This is a genomic window from Paenibacillus hamazuiensis, assembly GCF_023276405.1.
GTDB classification, from domain to species: domain Bacteria; phylum Bacillota; class Bacilli; order Paenibacillales; family NBRC-103111; genus Paenibacillus_AF; species Paenibacillus_AF hamazuiensis.
In genome coordinates this window covers 6,709,918-6,725,602 of sequence record NZ_JALRMO010000001.1, presented here as the reverse complement: position 1 = coordinate 6,725,602, position 15,685 = coordinate 6,709,918, and the positions used below count along the sequence as shown (strand labels likewise).

General features: G+C 54.9%; 19 protein-coding genes. 12 read left to right on the top strand and 7 right to left on the bottom strand.

Translation table 11 applies throughout. The features are described from left to right. Positions 1 to 2: 2 nt before the first annotated feature. Together efeB and MYS68_RS29505 are read left to right on the top strand one after the other, a co-directional pair. Positions 3 to 1,277 carry an iron uptake transporter deferrochelatase/peroxidase subunit gene (gene efeB, locus MYS68_RS29510; protein WP_248929229.1) on the top strand — a complete coding sequence of 425 codons (1,275 nt, stop codon included), beginning with the start codon at positions 3 to 5 and terminating at the stop codon, positions 1,275 to 1,277. A gap of 22 nt (positions 1,278 to 1,299) precedes the next feature. After that, positions 1,300 to 3,090 (top strand): FTR1 family iron permease, encoded by a 1,791-nt coding sequence (locus tag MYS68_RS29505; RefSeq protein WP_248929228.1) that lies wholly within the window; start codon positions 1,300 to 1,302, stop codon positions 3,088 to 3,090. Between the two features lie 88 nt (positions 3,091 to 3,178). Here MYS68_RS29505 and MYS68_RS29500 read toward each other — a convergent pair whose 3' ends face one another. The 3 genes from MYS68_RS29500 to MYS68_RS29490 all read right to left on the bottom strand — a co-directional run bounded on the left by MYS68_RS29500 (position 3,179) and on the right by MYS68_RS29490 (position 6,016). Next, a complete protein-coding gene (locus MYS68_RS29500; protein ID WP_248929227.1) occupies positions 3,179 to 3,880 on the bottom strand; it encodes an HNH endonuclease in 702 nt (233 codons plus the stop codon). Between the two features lie 123 nt (positions 3,881 to 4,003). Next, entirely contained in the window at positions 4,004 to 5,368 is a 1,365-nt protein-coding gene (locus MYS68_RS29495; RefSeq protein ID WP_248929226.1) for an MFS transporter, read from the bottom strand. Between the two features lie 183 nt (positions 5,369 to 5,551). Next, positions 5,552 to 6,016: a MarR family winged helix-turn-helix transcriptional regulator gene (locus tag MYS68_RS29490; RefSeq protein ID WP_248929225.1), complete on the bottom strand. Its 465-nt coding sequence runs from the start codon at positions 6,014 to 6,016 to the stop codon at positions 5,552 to 5,554. Between the two features lie 209 nt (positions 6,017 to 6,225). Between MYS68_RS29490 and MYS68_RS29485 the strand changes: the two genes are divergently transcribed. The 5 genes from MYS68_RS29485 to MYS68_RS29465 all read left to right on the top strand — a co-directional run bounded on the left by MYS68_RS29485 (position 6,226) and on the right by MYS68_RS29465 (position 10,032). Beyond that, the gene (locus tag MYS68_RS29485) at positions 6,226 to 6,960 is read left to right on the top strand and encodes an MBL fold metallo-hydrolase (protein WP_248929224.1); all 735 of its coding nucleotides are present in this window, start codon (positions 6,226 to 6,228) and stop codon (positions 6,958 to 6,960) included. Beyond that, positions 6,950 to 7,519 carry a TetR/AcrR family transcriptional regulator gene (locus tag MYS68_RS29480; protein ID WP_248929223.1) on the top strand — a complete coding sequence of 190 codons (570 nt, stop codon included), beginning with the start codon at positions 6,950 to 6,952 and terminating at the stop codon, positions 7,517 to 7,519. The genes MYS68_RS29485 and MYS68_RS29480 overlap by 11 nt, the downstream gene beginning before the upstream one ends. A gap of 295 nt (positions 7,520 to 7,814) precedes the next feature. After that, positions 7,815 to 9,170 carry a dicarboxylate/amino acid:cation symporter gene (locus MYS68_RS29475; protein WP_248929222.1) on the top strand — a complete coding sequence of 452 codons (1,356 nt, stop codon included), beginning with the start codon at positions 7,815 to 7,817 and terminating at the stop codon, positions 9,168 to 9,170. A gap of 198 nt (positions 9,171 to 9,368) precedes the next feature. After that, positions 9,369 to 9,734, top strand: coding sequence for a type II toxin-antitoxin system RelE/ParE family toxin (locus MYS68_RS29470; protein WP_248929221.1), 366 nt, complete (start codon positions 9,369 to 9,371; stop codon positions 9,732 to 9,734). A gap of 4 nt (positions 9,735 to 9,738) precedes the next feature. Beyond that, the gene (locus tag MYS68_RS29465) at positions 9,739 to 10,032 is read left to right on the top strand and encodes a helix-turn-helix transcriptional regulator (protein WP_248929220.1); all 294 of its coding nucleotides are present in this window, start codon (positions 9,739 to 9,741) and stop codon (positions 10,030 to 10,032) included. A 109-nt stretch (positions 10,033 to 10,141) separates the two neighbouring features. On the opposite strand, the gene MYS68_RS29460 is transcribed toward MYS68_RS29465, so the two are convergent. Continuing rightward, positions 10,142 to 10,612: a hypothetical protein gene (locus MYS68_RS29460; RefSeq protein ID WP_248929219.1), complete on the bottom strand. Its 471-nt coding sequence runs from the start codon at positions 10,610 to 10,612 to the stop codon at positions 10,142 to 10,144. Between the two features lie 211 nt (positions 10,613 to 10,823). On the opposite strand from MYS68_RS29460, the gene MYS68_RS29455 reads away from it, so the two are divergent. Both MYS68_RS29455 and MYS68_RS29450 read left to right on the top strand, forming a co-directional pair. Further along, a complete protein-coding gene (locus MYS68_RS29455; protein ID WP_248931050.1) occupies positions 10,824 to 11,381 on the top strand; it encodes a class I SAM-dependent methyltransferase in 558 nt (185 codons plus the stop codon). Between the two features lie 45 nt (positions 11,382 to 11,426). After that, complete coding sequence (locus tag MYS68_RS29450; protein ID WP_248931049.1) at positions 11,427 to 11,648, top strand: YwbE family protein; 222 nt, start codon at positions 11,427 to 11,429, stop codon at positions 11,646 to 11,648. Here MYS68_RS29450 and MYS68_RS29445 read toward each other — a convergent pair. After that, a complete protein-coding gene (locus tag MYS68_RS29445) occupies positions 11,639 to 12,127 on the bottom strand; it encodes a hypothetical protein (RefSeq protein WP_248929218.1) in 489 nt (162 codons plus the stop codon). The two genes, MYS68_RS29450 and MYS68_RS29445, sit on opposite strands and share 10 nt — an antisense overlap. 294 nt (positions 12,128 to 12,421) lie before the next feature. Here MYS68_RS29445 and MYS68_RS29440 point away from each other — a divergent pair, with 294 nt between their 5' ends. Further along, a complete protein-coding gene (locus MYS68_RS29440) occupies positions 12,422 to 13,156 on the top strand; it encodes a glycerophosphodiester phosphodiesterase (protein WP_248929217.1) in 735 nt (244 codons plus the stop codon). Positions 13,157 to 13,267: 111 nt separating this feature from the next. Next, entirely contained in the window at positions 13,268 to 13,960 is a 693-nt protein-coding gene (locus MYS68_RS29435) for an MgtC/SapB family protein (RefSeq protein WP_420852170.1), read from the top strand. A gap of 81 nt (positions 13,961 to 14,041) precedes the next feature. Here MYS68_RS29435 and MYS68_RS29430 read toward each other — a convergent pair whose 3' ends face one another. Further along, positions 14,042 to 14,329 (bottom strand): putative signal transducing protein, encoded by a 288-nt coding sequence (locus tag MYS68_RS29430; RefSeq protein WP_248929216.1) that lies wholly within the window; start codon positions 14,327 to 14,329, stop codon positions 14,042 to 14,044. 260 nt (positions 14,330 to 14,589) lie between these two features. Here MYS68_RS29430 and MYS68_RS29425 point away from each other — a divergent pair, with 260 nt between their 5' ends. Continuing rightward, positions 14,590 to 14,961, top strand: coding sequence for a hypothetical protein (locus tag MYS68_RS29425; protein ID WP_248929215.1), 372 nt, complete (start codon positions 14,590 to 14,592; stop codon positions 14,959 to 14,961). A gap of 113 nt (positions 14,962 to 15,074) precedes the next feature. Here the strand turns inward: MYS68_RS29425 and MYS68_RS29420 are convergent, their stop codons facing one another. Further along, a complete protein-coding gene (locus MYS68_RS29420) occupies positions 15,075 to 15,680 on the bottom strand; it encodes a hypothetical protein (RefSeq protein WP_248929214.1) in 606 nt (201 codons plus the stop codon). Positions 15,681 to 15,685: the final 5 nt, after the last annotated feature.

The window sequence follows — 15,685 nt, the reverse complement described above, 5'->3', positions numbered from 1 at the left end:
CGATGGGCGATTCGGAGAATAAGAGTTTTTTGCAAAAGCCGCTCTCGCGCCGCGATGCGCTCAAGCTGGCCGGTGCGGGAGGCATCGGCCTTCTGCTCGGGGCCGGCGGCGTCAAGGGATTGGCCATGGGCCAAAATTTAATGACAAAATCGACGGCCAGCGCCTCGGACAAAGGCATCGTGCCGTTTTACGGGAAGCATCAGGCCGGCATCGTCACCCCCGCGCAGGATTTCATCTGCATGGGGGCGTTTGATTTTACAGCCGGCGATATCGCTGCAGTTCGCGAGCTGTTCAAGAGCTGGACGGAGGCGGCGGCGCGGATGGCGCAAGGGCAAGGCGTCGGCGAAGAAACGGGCAACGCCCTGCTGCCCCCGCAGGATACCGGGGAAGCGATGGGACTTGCCGCAGTGCGCACGACGATCACGTTCGGGCTGGGCGCTTCGTTTTTCGACGGGCGGTTCGGGCTGGCCGGGAAAAGACCCCCGGGGTTCGTCGACATGCCGCGGTTCAAAGGAGACGACCTGCGGTCCGAATGGTCCGGCGGCGACGTGGTCGTGCAGGCATGCGCGGACGACCCGCAGGTGGCGTTCCACGCCATCCGCAACCTAGTCCGCATCGCGCGGGGCAAAGCGGTGCTGCGCTGGATGCAGGAAGGGTTCCAGCGCACCGGCGCCGCCGACCCGAAAGGCGCGACTCCGCGCAATCTGTTGGGGTTTAAGGACGGCACAAACAACCCGAATGTGCAGGATCCGCAGGTGGCGGACGAGGTCGTCTGGGCGAAAGGCACCGACGGCGCGGAGTGGATGGACGGCGGCACCTATATGGTGATGCGGCGCATCCGCATGCGCATTGAGGTATGGGACCGCACGACGCTCGGCGAGCAGGAGGCGACATTCGGCCGCAGCCGCGATTCCGGAGCGCCGCTCGGGCAAAAAAATGAATTCGATCCGCTTGATTTTGACAAGAAGGACGAAAGCGGCAAGCCGATGATTCCGGCCAATTCCCACGTAGCGCTGGCGCATATGGACGGGAAGGTGAAAATATGGCGCCGCGGCTACTCGTATTCGAACGGCATCGACATGAAGACGGGGCAGATCGACGCCGGGTTGCTGTTCATATGCTTCAACCGCGACCCGCGCAATCAGTTCATCCCCATGCAGCAAAAGCTGGCGGCACAGGATAAGCTTAACGAATATATCGTTCACGTCGGCAGCGGGCTTTATGCATGCTTGCCGGGAGCGAAGCAGGGCGGCTATATCGGCGATACTTTATTTTAAACATCGGAGTGAGCTTGAGCATATGAGACGATATTTGGTTGGACTGCTGCTGGCCGTTATGCTGCTCCTGCAGGCGGTGCCGGCGCTCGCCGCGGGAACGAACCTGCCGGCGGAAACCCGGAATCAGATGATCGCGCTGGCGAGCGATGCGCTTATCGGCGCCGGCGGCAAGGATTGGAGCCATGTCTCGGCGGTTATCGGGCAGCTCAAACCGCTTTGGACGTCTGCGGCGGCTGCGGATACGTCGGACGAAGCGAAGGCGGTGACGGCGGCGTTTGCGAAAGCCGAACAGGAGCTGGCGAAGCCGCAGAAGGATAATGCTGCCGCTTACGAAGCGGTATCCGCGCTCGTCAAGGCGCTCGACGGCTACGTCAGCGCGGGAGACGGCGACGCCGCCAAAGAGAAGGCGCACAAGCAGGTGCAGACGGCGCTTGTGCCGCAGCTGCAAAAGAGCCTTATCGCCGTGCAGGCAGGCGATATCGCGCAGGCGAAGACGGCGTTTGCGGCGTTTAACGGCGGCTGGTCGAAGGCGGAGAGCCTGATTCGCCAGGATAACGCCAAGGTTTACGGCGCGATCGAGGTTAAAATCAGCGGCGCGCGCATCGCGCTGAACACCGAGCCGGCGGATGCGGCCAAAGCGGCCGCCAAGCTGCAGGAGCTGATCGCCGCGCTGCAGGACTACGCGGCGGGCGGCACCGCCGCAGGCGCGGCCGATGCGCCGGCGGACAGCATCCGCACGATCGGCGGGCTGCTGCAGCTGCTGGACGCCGCCTCGGCGGATGTGCAAAGCCGGCGCGCCGCCGACGCTGCGGCGAAGATGGACCGCTTCGTAGCGGTCTGGCCTGCGCTCGAAGGCGAAGTGGCGACGCGCTCGCCGCAAGCCTACGAGCGCATCGAGGCGAAAATGGTGGCGGTGCCCATCCTGCTGCTGTCGAATCCGCCTGCGTTCGAACAGGCAAGCGCTGCGCTCGGGGAGCTGCGCAAGGAGCTCGAGCCTTACGCGGAAGCGGCATCGTACACGGCGTGGGATGCCGGCGTGATTTTGTTTCGCGAAGGGCTGGAGGCGATCCTCATCATCGCCGCGCTCGTCTCGTTCCTGAACCGGTCGGGCAACGCCGACAAACGCAAATGGATCTGGTCCGGAGCGGGGGCCGGCATTGCCGTATCGGGGCTGATGGCCGTCGTCTTATCGATGCTGCTGTCGCAGCTGTCGACCGGCAGCTCGCGCGAGTTGATCGAGGGAATAACCGGGCTTGTCGCCGTCGGTTTCATGGTATCGATCGGAGCGTGGCTGCACCGCAAGTCGAACCTTCGCGCGTGGAACGCGTTTGTCGAGAAAACGATCGGCGAATCGCTGTCCAAAGGCGCGCTTTGGTCGCTTTTTGCGGCGGCTTTTCTGTCGGTCATGCGCGAAGGGGCGGAAACGCTCATCTTTTACATCGGGATGGCCCAGGCCATTTCGACCGCGGATATGCTGCTGGGCGTCGGGACCGCCTTACTGCTGCTTGCGGTGATCGGCTTCCTGATCATCCGGATGAGCAAGCGTATTCCCGTGCGGCCGTTTTTCCTGATGGCGAGCCTGCTGCTGTATTACTTGGCGTTCAAATTCATCGGCGTCAGCATTCACGCGCTTCAGGTGACCGGACACGTAGCGGCCCACACGCCGGGGTATTTGCCGGACATTTCACTGCTCGGCATGTACGGCAGCTGGGAGACGACAGGGGCGCAGCTCGTCGTGCTGGCCGTCATACTGTGGAACGTGATTCGGGCAGAGCGGAAAACGCAGGTAAGCTGGACGCGCAAGACCGCTTGACATTGTGGAGCATAGCAAAAAACCGGAGCTTTCTTCCAAGGAAGGAGCTCCGGTTTTTTTATAGCGTTTCAAGAAGAACTTAGCCGGCTTACTCGCCGTCCGGTCCCATAAACTCATCGAGACTGCGGTTGGCCTTGCTTTGATTGCACAAATTGCAGGCGCATACGCAGTTGACCGGCGTGGTGTGACCGCCCTTGGAGCGGGGCAGCAGGTGGTCGATCGTGTCTCCATATTCTCCGCAAAAATAACACGTGTACCGGTCCCGTTCCAAAATATATCGGCGAAACGATTTGTTGCTGTAAATGCGCCGGATCGTATGGCGATTGACGACGACGGCGGCGTACTCCTTGACGAGCGTAACCGCCGTCTCCAGATCGGTCTCCTGCTGCCAGCGCCGACCTTTGTCCGTTTTGCCGCGCATCCAGATGATGCCGCTGCGGTTCAGCCGAAGCACCCGCGGGTCCGGTCCGGCCGGCTTGGGCGGCGGCAGCGGAAGAGGCCGGCGGGAGAGCCGTACCGGTGCAGCTGGCGTCTCCGTTTCAGGAAGGACCTGCCGCCGGCGGGGCGCTGCGATGTTTTCGGGCAGGATCGGCTGGGCGGTCGCCTTCCTTTTCAGCTTCTGGCAGGAGCGGCAGGTGCCGCGGCGGGATGTTTTGCCGGAACGCCTGCCGGCTCTGCGGTCAAATTGCGTGAGAGGTTTCGTTTTCAAGCAATGAGCGCATGTTTTGTAGGGTCTCGTCTCGTCCCCGGGCAAATTGCCGTCTGGCGGGGGATGCTGTGTCAGGCTCATATGCTTCACCTCTCGAGGCCGTGGGATCACTTTATATTATATTGTACAGAAAAAAGCGGCGAAGGTATACCATTAAACACAGGAAAGCCCCGTCTCTTAAGGAGCGGGGCTGCTTATACCGTTTTAACTGCGGGGCGCAGGCTTATACAGCAGGGAACATATCGCGGAAATGCAAGCCATACCCGCCATGGCCCAGAATATATTGGAGTATGCGGATGCGAGCGGCAAATTTTTTTGCCAGACGAGAGCCGTTCCTGTCATCGCCACGCCGAAGGCGCCGCCGAAAAACTGGGTGAGCTGCGACAACCCCATTCCGGCGCCGACCAGCTCTTTCGGCAGAATGCGCGAAATTTCGTTGGATACGCTGCTCGTCAGCGAGGTGATGCCGAGGCTCATCAGCATGAAGATGACGAGGGTCGCGAAGGCGTAACTCCCGCCAAACAAAGCGAACAGCACCGTCGAGCCGATCAGCAGCACATGAGCCCAGCGGATCATCGGCAAATTGCCGAACCGGTTGATGATCCGGCCGATTCCGCCGGAGGCGAGCACCGAAAGAATTGCTCCGGGAAAAATCATCAGCCCGGTTTCCGAAGAGCTTTTGCCGAACAGCCGGATGAGCATCAGCGGCATTACGAACAGCGTCGTAAATTGGGCTACGTACGAGACGAAGCCGGATACGCTGAGGGTCATATAACGTTTATGGCGAAACAGGGCAGGCTGTATGAAAGGGTTCGGCACCCGATGGATGCGGGCCCACAGGACAATTAGCGAAACGGCTCCGGCAAGCAGCGCCGGGAAGGAATAGGTAGTCATAAACAGCAGCAGGCCGGTCGTGCCGATGCCGACCAGAACGGCTCCGATCAGGTCGAATTGGACCTTGCTTGTTTTTTCGAACGGAAGAATTCGATTAAAAAACGGAATCATCACCAGCACGAAGCCGGTCACCGCGAACAAATAGTTCCAGCCCAAGTACTGCGTAGCGGCTCCGCCGATAACCGGTCCCAGGCCGAACCCGAGCGATGCCGAGGAGATGATGGCGGAAATCGACTTGCCCCGGCGGGCCGCCGGTACGTAGCGGGTCAGCAGCACGATGCCGAGACCGGGAGCGGATGCCGCACCCACTGCTTGCAGCAGTCTTGCGCACAGCAGCATGATGAAATTGTGGCTGACGAACCCTAACGCCGAGGCGACGGTGAGGCACGTAAGGCCGATCGTCAGCAGCGTTTTGATGGGAAGATAATCGGACAACCGGCTGTACGTGATCGAAAAGATCGCAAACGTGATGGAGTATCCCGTCACAATCCAGGAAGCCGCCGTGGACGAGAGGGCGAACTCTTTGGCGACCTGCGGCAGAGCCACGTTAAACATCGTCGTATTCATGACGACGAGAATGACCGTGATGCTTAGCAGCGCGACAAGCAGGCCCTCTCTTCGAATCAGCGGGGTATCCGCAGCCAAAGCGGCTTGTGGTGCGGTTTGCGTTTGCATAAACAACCTCCCGGCAAATACTTTGATTAATAAATAGTTTAATTACATTACTATTTTTAACTAAAGTATCAGTCCGACCGCTTTTTGTCAATGCCCCAAGGAAAAAAAAGACAAAAAACCGGTGCCGGGCATGTTCGATGCCAGGTGCCGGTTTTATAGGAAGGTCGACTCTTCGGTTCGCGGTCAGGAAGGCTTGCGTTTGTCCGCGAGCTGGTTGTAATCGCTTAAATATCGCTCGATTTCCTTCAGCTGTGTGCTCATTTCCTGCAGTTTGTCCACAGAAATTGTTTCGAAAATCTGGGTAGCCTGCTTGGCATACTGTTCGCGCATAGACAGGAGCTTGCGTTTTCCTTCTTCGGTCAGCTCGACGTAAATAATGCGGCGGTCCGTGGTGGAGCGCACTCTTGTTACCCACCCCTGGGCCTCCAATTTATCGATCAGGCTGGTTGCCGCCCCCAGAGTGATGCCCAAATGGTCGGCAATATCGTTCATTTTCATCTGAGTCTTATGTTCCAATTGGAAGATGAGCGAAATTGAGGAGCAGGAGATGTTGGCATCACAGCTCATAAGCGCGATCGTCTGCTTGATTTGCCGATTCATATCCATCAGATGGCGCCACAGAACGGAAATATGCTGATCTTTATCCATGCCGTCCCCCCTATTCGCTTTATTTATTTTGTATTGTACTAACAAATTGTTTAAAGATCAAACTATTCGGAGTGCGAAAATAACAACCCTGCAAGCAGACCCAGGGTTCCGGCGATGTTTTCAAATGAGAATTTGTAAAATAGCCGATTGACAAAACTAATATGATTAGTTATTATACTAATATAATTAGTTTTGAGGAGTGGCAAAACATGAGAACAAGAACGTACGGCCAATTGACCCAGCTTACTTTTTTGCCGAATTTTTTCCCGGTGAATTGTTACTTAGTGGAAGAGGAGAGCGATCTCACTTTAATCGATGCGGCGCTGCCATACAGCGCGGCGGCTATTCGCGAAGCGGCGCGGAAGATCGGCAAGCCGATTGCCCGCATTATCCTGACGCACGCCCACGGCGACCACATCGGTGCGCTGGATCGGCTGAAGGAGGCGCTGCCGGAAGCGCAGATCATGATATCCCGGCGCGATGCCAAGCTGCTCGCCGGCGATCGTGAGCCGGAGCCGGGGGAGCCGGCGGCGCCGCTTAAGGGCGACGTGCCGAAGCCGGGAGCGGTTCGCACGAAGCCGGACCGGCTGCTCGAAGACGGCGACATGATCGGCTCGCTTCGGGCTATCGCAGCCCCCGGGCACACACCCGGCATGATGGCGTTCCAGGATGTGCGCAGCGGCGCGATGGTGGTCGGCGACGCGATGCAGACGTTCGGTGGAGTGGCCGTTTCGGGTAAGGTCAAGCCGCTTTTTCCGTTTCCGGCTTTCGCCACATGGAGCAAGGAAATGTCGCTGGACAGCGCGCGGCGGCTGCGTGAATTCGCTCCTTCGCTGATCGCGCCGGGACATGGGAACGTGATTGTTCAGCCGCTGAACGTTATGGACCGGGCGATCGAGGAAGCCGCACAGTCGCTGCGGAAAGGAGGCCGTCATGGCATATAGACAAGGCTTGGACAAAACCGTTGTGCTGCGTGCGGCAGCGGAAATCGCCGATTCGGTCGGGCTGGAACAGGTCACTTTAGCCGCGCTCGCGCAAAAATTAAACGTCAAGACACCTTCCTTGTACAACCACGTGAACGGGTTGCCCGGACTACGCAAGGAGCTGGCTCTGCACGGGCTGACGCTCCTCAAGGAAGAGCTGGCCGATGCGGTGCTCGGCAAGGCGGGAGACGACGCTTTGCTGGCCGTCGGCTGGGCATTCGTCACATTTGCCCGGAACCGCCCGGGGTTATATGAGGCGACGATTTCCGCGCCGGATCCGCAGGACCCGGAGCTTGTTCGGGCATCGGAAGACGTAGTCGGTCTGCTGTACCGCATCCTGGAGCCGTACCGGCTGAGTACCGACGATGCCGTACATGTGATCCGCGGGCTGCGCAGCCTGGTGCACGGATTCGCCATGCTGGAGCTGAAGCACGGCTTCGGTATGGACATCGACCGGGACGAGAGCTTGCGGCGGCTTCTTGCCATTTATATCGCCGGAATCGGCGGACCTAAACGATAATACGAACCGCATGCAAGCGAGCTGTCATCCGGCTTCGACTGCATGCGGTTCGGTTCTTTGTACGGGTTTCCGGACATACGTTAAGGATGGAACAGCTTTTTCGAATAAGATTTGCACTGTCCTGTCATAATAAAGAGAGCGTTTACAAAGAAGTACCCTCAACCCGCAAATTGTTCCATCTTTCAGTCTAAAGCGAGGTTTAAAAAAGGCATCTTGACAGCTACGGACTTCGGCAGTATTATTTTCTAAAGTAATTCCGACCAAATCAGTCAGAAATATGAGAGGGATGAGGAGCTTGAAAAACAATTTGATCGAAGCGATCCAATCCAACTGGATCAGTTTGCTTGTTTCGGTCGTGCTGATCGTGCTGCTGCACTTGCTCGCCAGAAAGCGGGTCAATTTCGGCTACCGCGTATTGGTTGCCTTAGGTCTCGGCCTTGTGGCCGGCATTATTTTCAACCGCTTTAAGCTGGACGCCACCAGTGTCAACACCATTGGGACGATTTACGTCGATCTGGTCAAAATGCTGGTTATTCCGCTCGTTTCGGCGCTTGTGATCACGAGTATTACGTCGATTTCGAGCCTCGGCCAGCTGAGAAAAATCGGAGTCAAGACGATTGCCTTGTTCCTGATCACAACCGGCATTGCCGCGGTTATCGGGCTGCTGGTAGCGCTCGTCATCGATCCGGGGTCGGGCATTGAGCAGGCGGTGCCGAAAAACTTCAAGCCGCGCGAAATTCCGACGTTCTCCCAAGTTATTCTCGACCTGATGCCGACGAATCCAATCAGCGATATGGCCAATGCGAAAGTCGTTCCCGTGCTTATCTTTTTCATTTTTGTCGCCATTGCGATCGTTCATGTCGGCTCGAAAAAACCGGAGGTTGTGGCACCTGTCAAGCAGTTCGTTGAATCGTTCGCGCAAATTATGCACCAGGTGGCGAAATACATCATCCGCCTGACCCCTTACGGAGTGTACGCGCTGATTGCCACCATGGCCGCCAAATACGGGCTGGAAACATTGGCTCCGCTCGTTAAAGTCATTGCAGCGACCTACGTCGCCCTGATCATTCATTTTGTGCTCACGTTCGGCGGACTTGTCTCGCTGGTAGCGAGAGTGAATCCGATCAAGTTTTTCCGCAAAGCGTACCCGACGATTGCGGTTGCCTTCACGACGCGGAGCAGCTATGTGACGCTGCCGGTCAACCTTGAAGTGATCACCAAGCGGCTGCGCGTATCGCCGCGGATTGCCAGCTTCATCGCACCGCTCGGAGCAACAATGAATATGAACGGTTGCGGAGGCGTTTGGCCAGCCGTTGTGGCTATTTTCGTGGCCCGCGTGTACGGCATTCCTCTCGGCATTCCCGAATATATCCTGATTGTGCTCGTCAGTATGATCTCTTCCGTCGGCGTAGCCGGCGTACCGGGACCCGCATCGATTTCCACGACCGTGGTGCTGACTGCTCTCGGCCTGCCGATCGAAGGACTCGGTCTTGTGCTCGCGATCGATGCCGTCGTCGATATGGGACGTACCGCCGTCAATGCGACCGGCACTACCGTATGCTCGCTGATCATCGCCAATTCCGAAGGAGAGTTCGACCGCGAAGCGTTCGACCGGGACGAAGAGGATCAGCTGGAGCTGAATCTGGCTTAAATAAACTCATCATTACAAAAAGAGGCAGCATAAGCTGTCTCTTTTTGTCGTCAGGCCAGTTTAGTCCAATAGTGGGATATGCATGAATGAGAACTTTCTGCACGCAAAAATACTTTCGCTAAAACGCTCTAAATTTATGATCTATATGTTATAATTGTAATAAATAGTGAATATACTAATTGAAAGTCGGAGGCAGCATTGTATAATATACTATTTTACGAGAAAGAAGATGGGACTAAACCAGTTGAAGATTTTATCGATCAGCTTGATGCTGCTGCCCAAAGTAATAAAAATGCACGGGTCCAACTAGAACAGATTATTTATTGCCTGAATCGGTTAGAGGATAAAGGTACGCGTGCAGGCGAAAAATTTACGAAACGAATCTCAAGTGATATTTGGGAACTACGGCCAGGAAATAATCGAATTTTATTCTTTGGTTGGAATGGAAATCATTTTGTCCTACTTCATCATTTTACTAAAACCACGCAAAAGACGCCTGAACGGGAAATAACACTTGCTGAGAAACGAATGGAAGATTGGCTCTCTAGAAAGAGGAAGGAGTGACCTTATGAAAGGCTGGAGTGAGAAAAAGAAGGAATTAAAATCAATAGATCCGATGAGAATGAATGAGCTTGAAGCGGTCGCACAATTAGTGAATGCGATTCATCAGAGACGTATTCAGTTAGGCTGGACCCAAAAGGAGTTAGCGGATAAAGTGGGCCTCCATCAAGAATCTATTGCACGAATCGAGAGTGGAGGGACTATTCCTCGCATGGATACCGTTTTTAAGTTGGCATTTGCACTTGGTATGAAAATTAGCTTGCATGGAATGGAAGAGGCGGCAGCTTCCGGTGTGGGTTGAGAAAAATCCGTCTCATGTGAAGGTACAAATCATCATTGCCCGAATGTTAAGTAAGAGCACCGTGACCGGTGCTCTTTATGTTTCTAAATGAGGAAATCTTGGCTTTCCATCATACCCGCTCAAACCCTTCTTCCTTCAAATAAGCGATCGCTTCCTCTTCGGTTTCGAAGGCCGATTCGAGATTCAGCCCCGCATAAACGTACCACAGCTCGTCCTCGTGAACGAGCAGCAGCGTCTGGTTATCGGGTCCCTTCCAGCGCTGCTCCCGGCCTTCCCCGATGAGTGCCTGTTCCCGGTCCGTCTTGGGCGAAAGCGAGTGAATCGATGCCCGGATCAGCTCCCGCAGCTCATCCGCGGTATAGTCGCGAATGTTCACCAGGCCGCGCTCGTCCGTATCGTAGCCGTGCAAATGCCCGGCGTAGACGAACCCGTTGCCGTTCGGGTGCAGGTGATAGACGATATTTTTCTTGTCGTAGGCGCTGTCCTCGTATTGGAAGTTGACGCGTCCGAGCGAGACGTCTTTGCGGGTCAGCTCGGGAAACTCGGCGATAATCTCCAGCTTTTGGTCAAATGAAAGCATAGGAACCTCCACAAAATTCGGTATGGCAGAGATTATATCATACCGCCAGGGACGCACCAAATGCACACAAGGAGACTTTCGCTCGCCGGGTTATCTTTTTTCGTCAAAATTGGGTATGATGTCTAAATAGAATGTAAGAAAAGGGGCGAGAGCCGTGCTCGAATGGACCGGGGAGCGGATTATCCCGAAGCAGCTGAAGCCTTCGAACGGCATGCTGCTGGAGCATCTGGCGCGTTATTATTTCGCCACGCCGTACGTACGCGGCCGGGTGCTTGATATTGCCTGCGGTACCGGCTACGGCGCGCACATGGTAGCGAAGGAGCGCAAACGGGAAGTGACGGAGATCGTCGGGGTCGATAACGACGCGGATACGATCCGCTATGCGCAGCGGGAATATGCCCATCAGAAAATCGCCTTCCGGCAAGGAGACGCCGCCGATCCCGAGCTGCCGGACAAGCTCGGGCAGTTTGATACGATCCTTAGCTTCGAAACGTTGGAGCATATCGAGCAGGAGCAGCTATTTATGGATAATTTGTACCGGATGCTGGCGCCCGGCGGCACGCTTGTGCTATCGAGTCCTTTCGGCCGGGGGCGGGGTATGCCGACGAGCGAGCCGTTCCATATTCATCAGCTGACTCCGCGGGAGTTCGAAGCGCTGTTCGACCGTTACCGGGACGTGGACATCTACTACCAGAGGGGCGTAACGTTTGAGAAGCCGCGGGAAGGGGTACGGTACTTTATCGGCGTGGCGGTGTGCGGGAAAGATTAGAAGTTGGGTAAAAAACGAAGCGGAGCGTATAAGGAGGAGACGTATTTGAAAAGCGGTCAGCAGCGCAAAGACATCACCCCGGGGCTAACGGTCGACATCGTGCTGAAACAGGACCAGGCGACGGGCCGGACGACGCGAGGGATCGTCAAGGACATTTTGACGAATTCCCCTACCCACCCTCACGGCATTAAGGTGCGCCTGACGAGCGGGCAGGTCGGCCGGGTCAAATCGATCATCGAAGATGAAATGGACCCGCATCAAGCCTGAAAGTCGGTGGCTGAGGCCGATTCACGTCCGGCAGGCTGCTTTTTTCTCAGCTGCACCCACTTCGTTTCCGCCAGCTGAGCAAGCCCGAGTGTCATGAACAGTCCGCTCAGCGAGCAAAGTACGGACACCGGCAGCATCCAAAAAGACGTCAGGTTGGAGAAGAAGGCGATGAGCGAAACGGCCAGCACCGGCGCAGCCTGGATGTTGAACCGCTGCATCATGGCTAAGGTAAGTATGCAGGTAATGAAGAACGACAGCGTGCCCGGATACAAGAAATGCAGCAGGCTGCCGATGAACGAAGCGGCAACTGCAGCGGAAATGAGCCTGCACGATTCGGTCACCGACACCTGCCGGGTGATCACGAAATAGCTGAAAGCGCCCAGCGTCGGGTAAAAGAACAATTTTAACATCGAATAATGAGTGGACAGCCAGTAAGCGCCCAGCAAGTATGTGCAAATGATAACCGAACGAATAAACATTATGTACTCCTTGTTATGGGGATGCAGCTATAAGGCGCCCTGCGCCTGCGTTAAAAAAACAACAGCATCTATTTTATACCGGGGCATGGCGTTTGACAACGGTTTTTTCGGGGGAAATCGGGAAAAAAAACGAATTGACACCACCTGGAGGAGCGTTTAGAATTAAAGCCAAGTGAATCGTCGTGACGGAGAACAGGAGAGTCACATGGATTGCTTATCGACCCGATAAGACAATTTATGTGGCTCTTTTTTTCTTTCGCGATAAAAAAACGACTTGGAAAGGAAGTATCACCGATGTCCGCTCAAAAACCGTTGATCATCGCGCACCGCGGCGCCAAAGGGATGGCTCCCGAAAATACGCTGGCCGCATTCAAACTTGGTCTGGAGCAAGGCTGCCATGCCATCGAGCTTGATATTCACCTGTCGGCGGACGGCGAGCTGATTGTTTGCCACGACGATACGCTCGACCGGACGACGAATGGAAAAGGACGCATTGCCGACATGACGCTCGCCGAGATCAAAAAATTCGACGCCGGTCTCTGGTACGGCGAGGAGTTCCGCGGGGAAACGATCCCCACGCTGGGAGAGGTGTTCGACCTCGTGCCGGAGAGCATCATGATCAATATCGAAGTGAAGGACCACCGCGAACAAAAGCTGGAGCCTGTGCTGGTGAACTTTCTGCGCAAACGCGGCCGAACCGCCAGCGTCGTCATCTCTTCTTTCGACCACAAATGCTTGCGGCGGCTGAAGCAGCTTGACCCGGAAGTGAAAATCGGCCTCTTGTACCAGCTCAATTTGTACGATCCGGCCGCTTACGCCCGCAGTTTGGGTGTCGAAGTTTATTCACTGCATCCTTTGTTCAAGCTGCTCGATCAGGAGGAAGTGAATAAAGCGTTGGACAGCGGTTTGCAGGTGTATCCGTGGACAGCCAACGAAGCTCCCGAATTACGGCAGCTGGCGGAGCTCGGCGTTTCGGGCATTATTACGGATTTTCCCGGTCGGCTCAGGGATTTGCTCGCGCAGGAATAGGGGATCAAATCAATCATTATTATGAGGGCTCCGGGAAACCGGAGCTCTTGACAATTTTTCGTTGTGCTCTACAATCACATGTAAAGAAGGCGTACGAAAGGAGAACCGTGGGTGACTGCATACATATTCTTCGAGAAGCTGCTCTTCGCTCTGCTGTTAGGCATGCTCATCGGTTTGGACCGGCAGCTTCGCCACAAACCGCTCGGCATGAAAACAAGCATGGTCATCTCGGTGGCCAGCTGCCTGATCACCATCGTGTCGATCGAATCGGTCGGCAAATATTCCGTGCCCGGACACACGAACATGGACCCGCTGCGGCTCGCCGCCCAAATCGTGAGCGGCGTCGGTTTTATCGGGGCGGGCGTCATTTTGCGGCGCAGCAACGAGATCATTTCCGGCTTAACGACCGCGGCGATGGTATGGGCCGCTTCCGCTTTGGGCATTGCCGCCGGGGCCGGCTTTTATATGGAAGCGATAACAGCGGTGGTCCTGATTATTTTTGCCGTCAATCTGTTTCCGCTGCTCGTCAAGCTTTTCGGTCCGGAGCGGCTCCGGGAGCGGGATTTGTCGGTGCAGGTGCTGATCGGGCCGGAGGGGGATATGGCCGGCCTCATCGACGAACTTACCACACACCAGCTCAAGGTGAAGGTCAAGCACATCAAGATCAAAGACGTGAACGATAATTTGCGGCAGATGCAGCTCGTCATCTCCGCGGCGGAGAAGCTGCGCACGACCTCGATTTACGAGGTGATCAAGCAGATCGACTACGTCATCGGCGTGGAAGTGGAGACGATCAGTACTTAAAGGCGCATAAAGCGCGGGAAAAGCGAAACCCTCTGCATCGGCCGAATGGCCGGTACAGAGGGTTTTTGAATAAAACGCGGATTATTCCTGATATGTTTTCAGCAGCTCCTGCGCTTTTTCAACGTGATCCTTGTGCACTTCCAGCTTCAGTGACTGCGCTCCGTGTCCGCCCGCCTGCAAGCCGGACGAAACGTCCGAAGCGGCTTTGACCCTGCATTTGATTTGCTTCTCCCGCAGGTAGGCGTACTTCGCTTCGATGTCCGCCGTCCGTTCGCCGGAAGCGGCGGTGAGCGTCCGCCAGTTTGAATTCCTTTTCACAATGAACCAGACCAATACGATCACGACAACCAACAACAGAGCCATTTCCATGAAAAACACCACCTTGTTCAAGTTGGATTTCACTTAAAACCGGATGCGGATGTCTTTATGGGGATGATTACAGCTGCGGTTACTTTATAATATACGCGGCAGGAGCCCAATTTATGGGTGTCGGCGAAAAAAATTCATCGTTCCGCCCCAGGAAAACGGTCTGCCCGCTCGAACGGTATAGTGCAGCGGCCTTCCCCGTTAGGCGCTGGTTTTGTCAAACACACCTCGGACAGCATGAGGACAGAAAGGAGCAGGTGAGGATGAACAATACCCCGGATAACGCGGAAATGCGCAGGTTGCGCGAGCTTCAGCCCGATACCGAACCGAACCAGATCCCTCAGCAAACGTCGCAGGATACCAAGCATTGGCAGATGATGTACGAAATATATCAGTTGAAAAAGGAGCTTCACAAGGGGCGCGGCCAAATCCGCGGTCTGGCCGGGCTGGTATTGGCCACGGCAGCCGTAGCCGTTTTGTTCGTGCTGCTGATTCAGCTATCCGACGCCGCCGCGGATGTAACCGGTGCGATTCGGGAGCAGACCACGGCGCTTCACGCAGTACGCGAGTCGGTGATGCAAGCGGCCGCCGCGGTCAAAGACGCCGTTCAGACTATGCGGGATGCGATCCAGTAGCAGAAGCTCCATGATACAATTGCAGAAGACCACCGCGAAAGGCACACCTTGGCATAAGGTATGCCTTTTCGCCTTTTTCGAAGAGTGATGGCGTATAGCGCCACAATAGCCGATCAGCGATTGATGTCTGTTCTTTTATATTTCAAATTGAAATCATTTTTGAATTTTTCTAGTAAAATGTCATTTTTCATCAATTCATCTAATTTTTCTGCTTCAAGATTAAAAAGTCCGCTTTCGTTATTTGTAAACAGCGCCAAAAATTCCAAAAGGCCGATAGGTTCTTTAAACTTCATCAGCTTACTTAATTCACCTATTTCGATTCCGAGGTTATGTGGTGAAACGTAAAAACCTATCTGGTAAAAAAGCCTATCGAATATATTTTTTGAACTGCTGTCAACTATCGTTGGACCATTACTTTTTATACCCCATTCAATTTCATTCGAAAAGGTTTTGTTATTCATTGTTTGAAGAGCAATACTTTTTAGATTGGTTACATAATGATCGAACTCTAGACTACTTAATAAATCTTCAAAGCGTGAAACATCATGATAATGTACGTCAAAGCTTCTTTCAATTGATGTCCATTCTTGAAATAACTCGGAATTTAAAATCTTTATTTGTGTTTCCGCTGGACTTAATCCGTTTTTTAATAAATCAAGAGCCATTTTGTCGATTTTATTAACAAGCTCCCAGTCTATATCAAATTTATCCTTGCACATCCATA

Bases quoted from the DNA above. Each gene is read 5' to 3' on its own strand.
- MYS68_RS29430 (WP_248929216.1), bottom strand. From the start codon at position 14,329: ATGGAAATGGCTCTGTTGTTGGTTGTCGTGATCGTATTGGTCTGGTTC.
- MYS68_RS29500 (WP_248929227.1), bottom strand. From the start codon at position 3,880: ATGAGCCTGACACAGCATCCCCCGCCAGACGGCAATTTGCCCGGGGAC.
- MYS68_RS29420 (WP_248929214.1), bottom strand. From the start codon at position 15,680: ATGTGCAAGGATAAATTTGATATAGACTGGGAGCTTGTTAATAAAATC.
- efeB (WP_248929229.1), top strand. From the start codon at position 3: ATGGGCGATTCGGAGAATAAGAGTTTTTTGCAAAAGCCGCTCTCGCGC.
- MYS68_RS29485 (WP_248929224.1), top strand. From the start codon at position 6,226: ATGAGAACAAGAACGTACGGCCAATTGACCCAGCTTACTTTTTTGCCG.
- MYS68_RS29440 (WP_248929217.1), top strand. From the start codon at position 12,422: ATGTCCGCTCAAAAACCGTTGATCATCGCGCACCGCGGCGCCAAAGGG.
- MYS68_RS29455 (WP_248931050.1), top strand. From the start codon at position 10,824: ATGCTGCTGGAGCATCTGGCGCGTTATTATTTCGCCACGCCGTACGTA.
- MYS68_RS29465 (WP_248929220.1), top strand. From the start codon at position 9,739: ATGAAAGGCTGGAGTGAGAAAAAGAAGGAATTAAAATCAATAGATCCG.
- MYS68_RS29490 (WP_248929225.1), bottom strand. From the start codon at position 6,016: ATGGATAAAGATCAGCATATTTCCGTTCTGTGGCGCCATCTGATGGAT.
- MYS68_RS29505 (WP_248929228.1), top strand. From the start codon at position 1,300: ATGAGACGATATTTGGTTGGACTGCTGCTGGCCGTTATGCTGCTCCTG.
- MYS68_RS29460 (WP_248929219.1), bottom strand. From the start codon at position 10,612: ATGCTTTCATTTGACCAAAAGCTGGAGATTATCGCCGAGTTTCCCGAG.
- MYS68_RS29425 (WP_248929215.1), top strand. From the start codon at position 14,590: ATGAACAATACCCCGGATAACGCGGAAATGCGCAGGTTGCGCGAGCTT.
- MYS68_RS29495 (WP_248929226.1), bottom strand. From the start codon at position 5,368: ATGCAAACGCAAACCGCACCACAAGCCGCTTTGGCTGCGGATACCCCG.
- MYS68_RS29480 (WP_248929223.1), top strand. From the start codon at position 6,950: ATGGCATATAGACAAGGCTTGGACAAAACCGTTGTGCTGCGTGCGGCA.
- MYS68_RS29445 (WP_248929218.1), bottom strand. From the start codon at position 12,127: ATGTTTATTCGTTCGGTTATCATTTGCACATACTTGCTGGGCGCTTAC.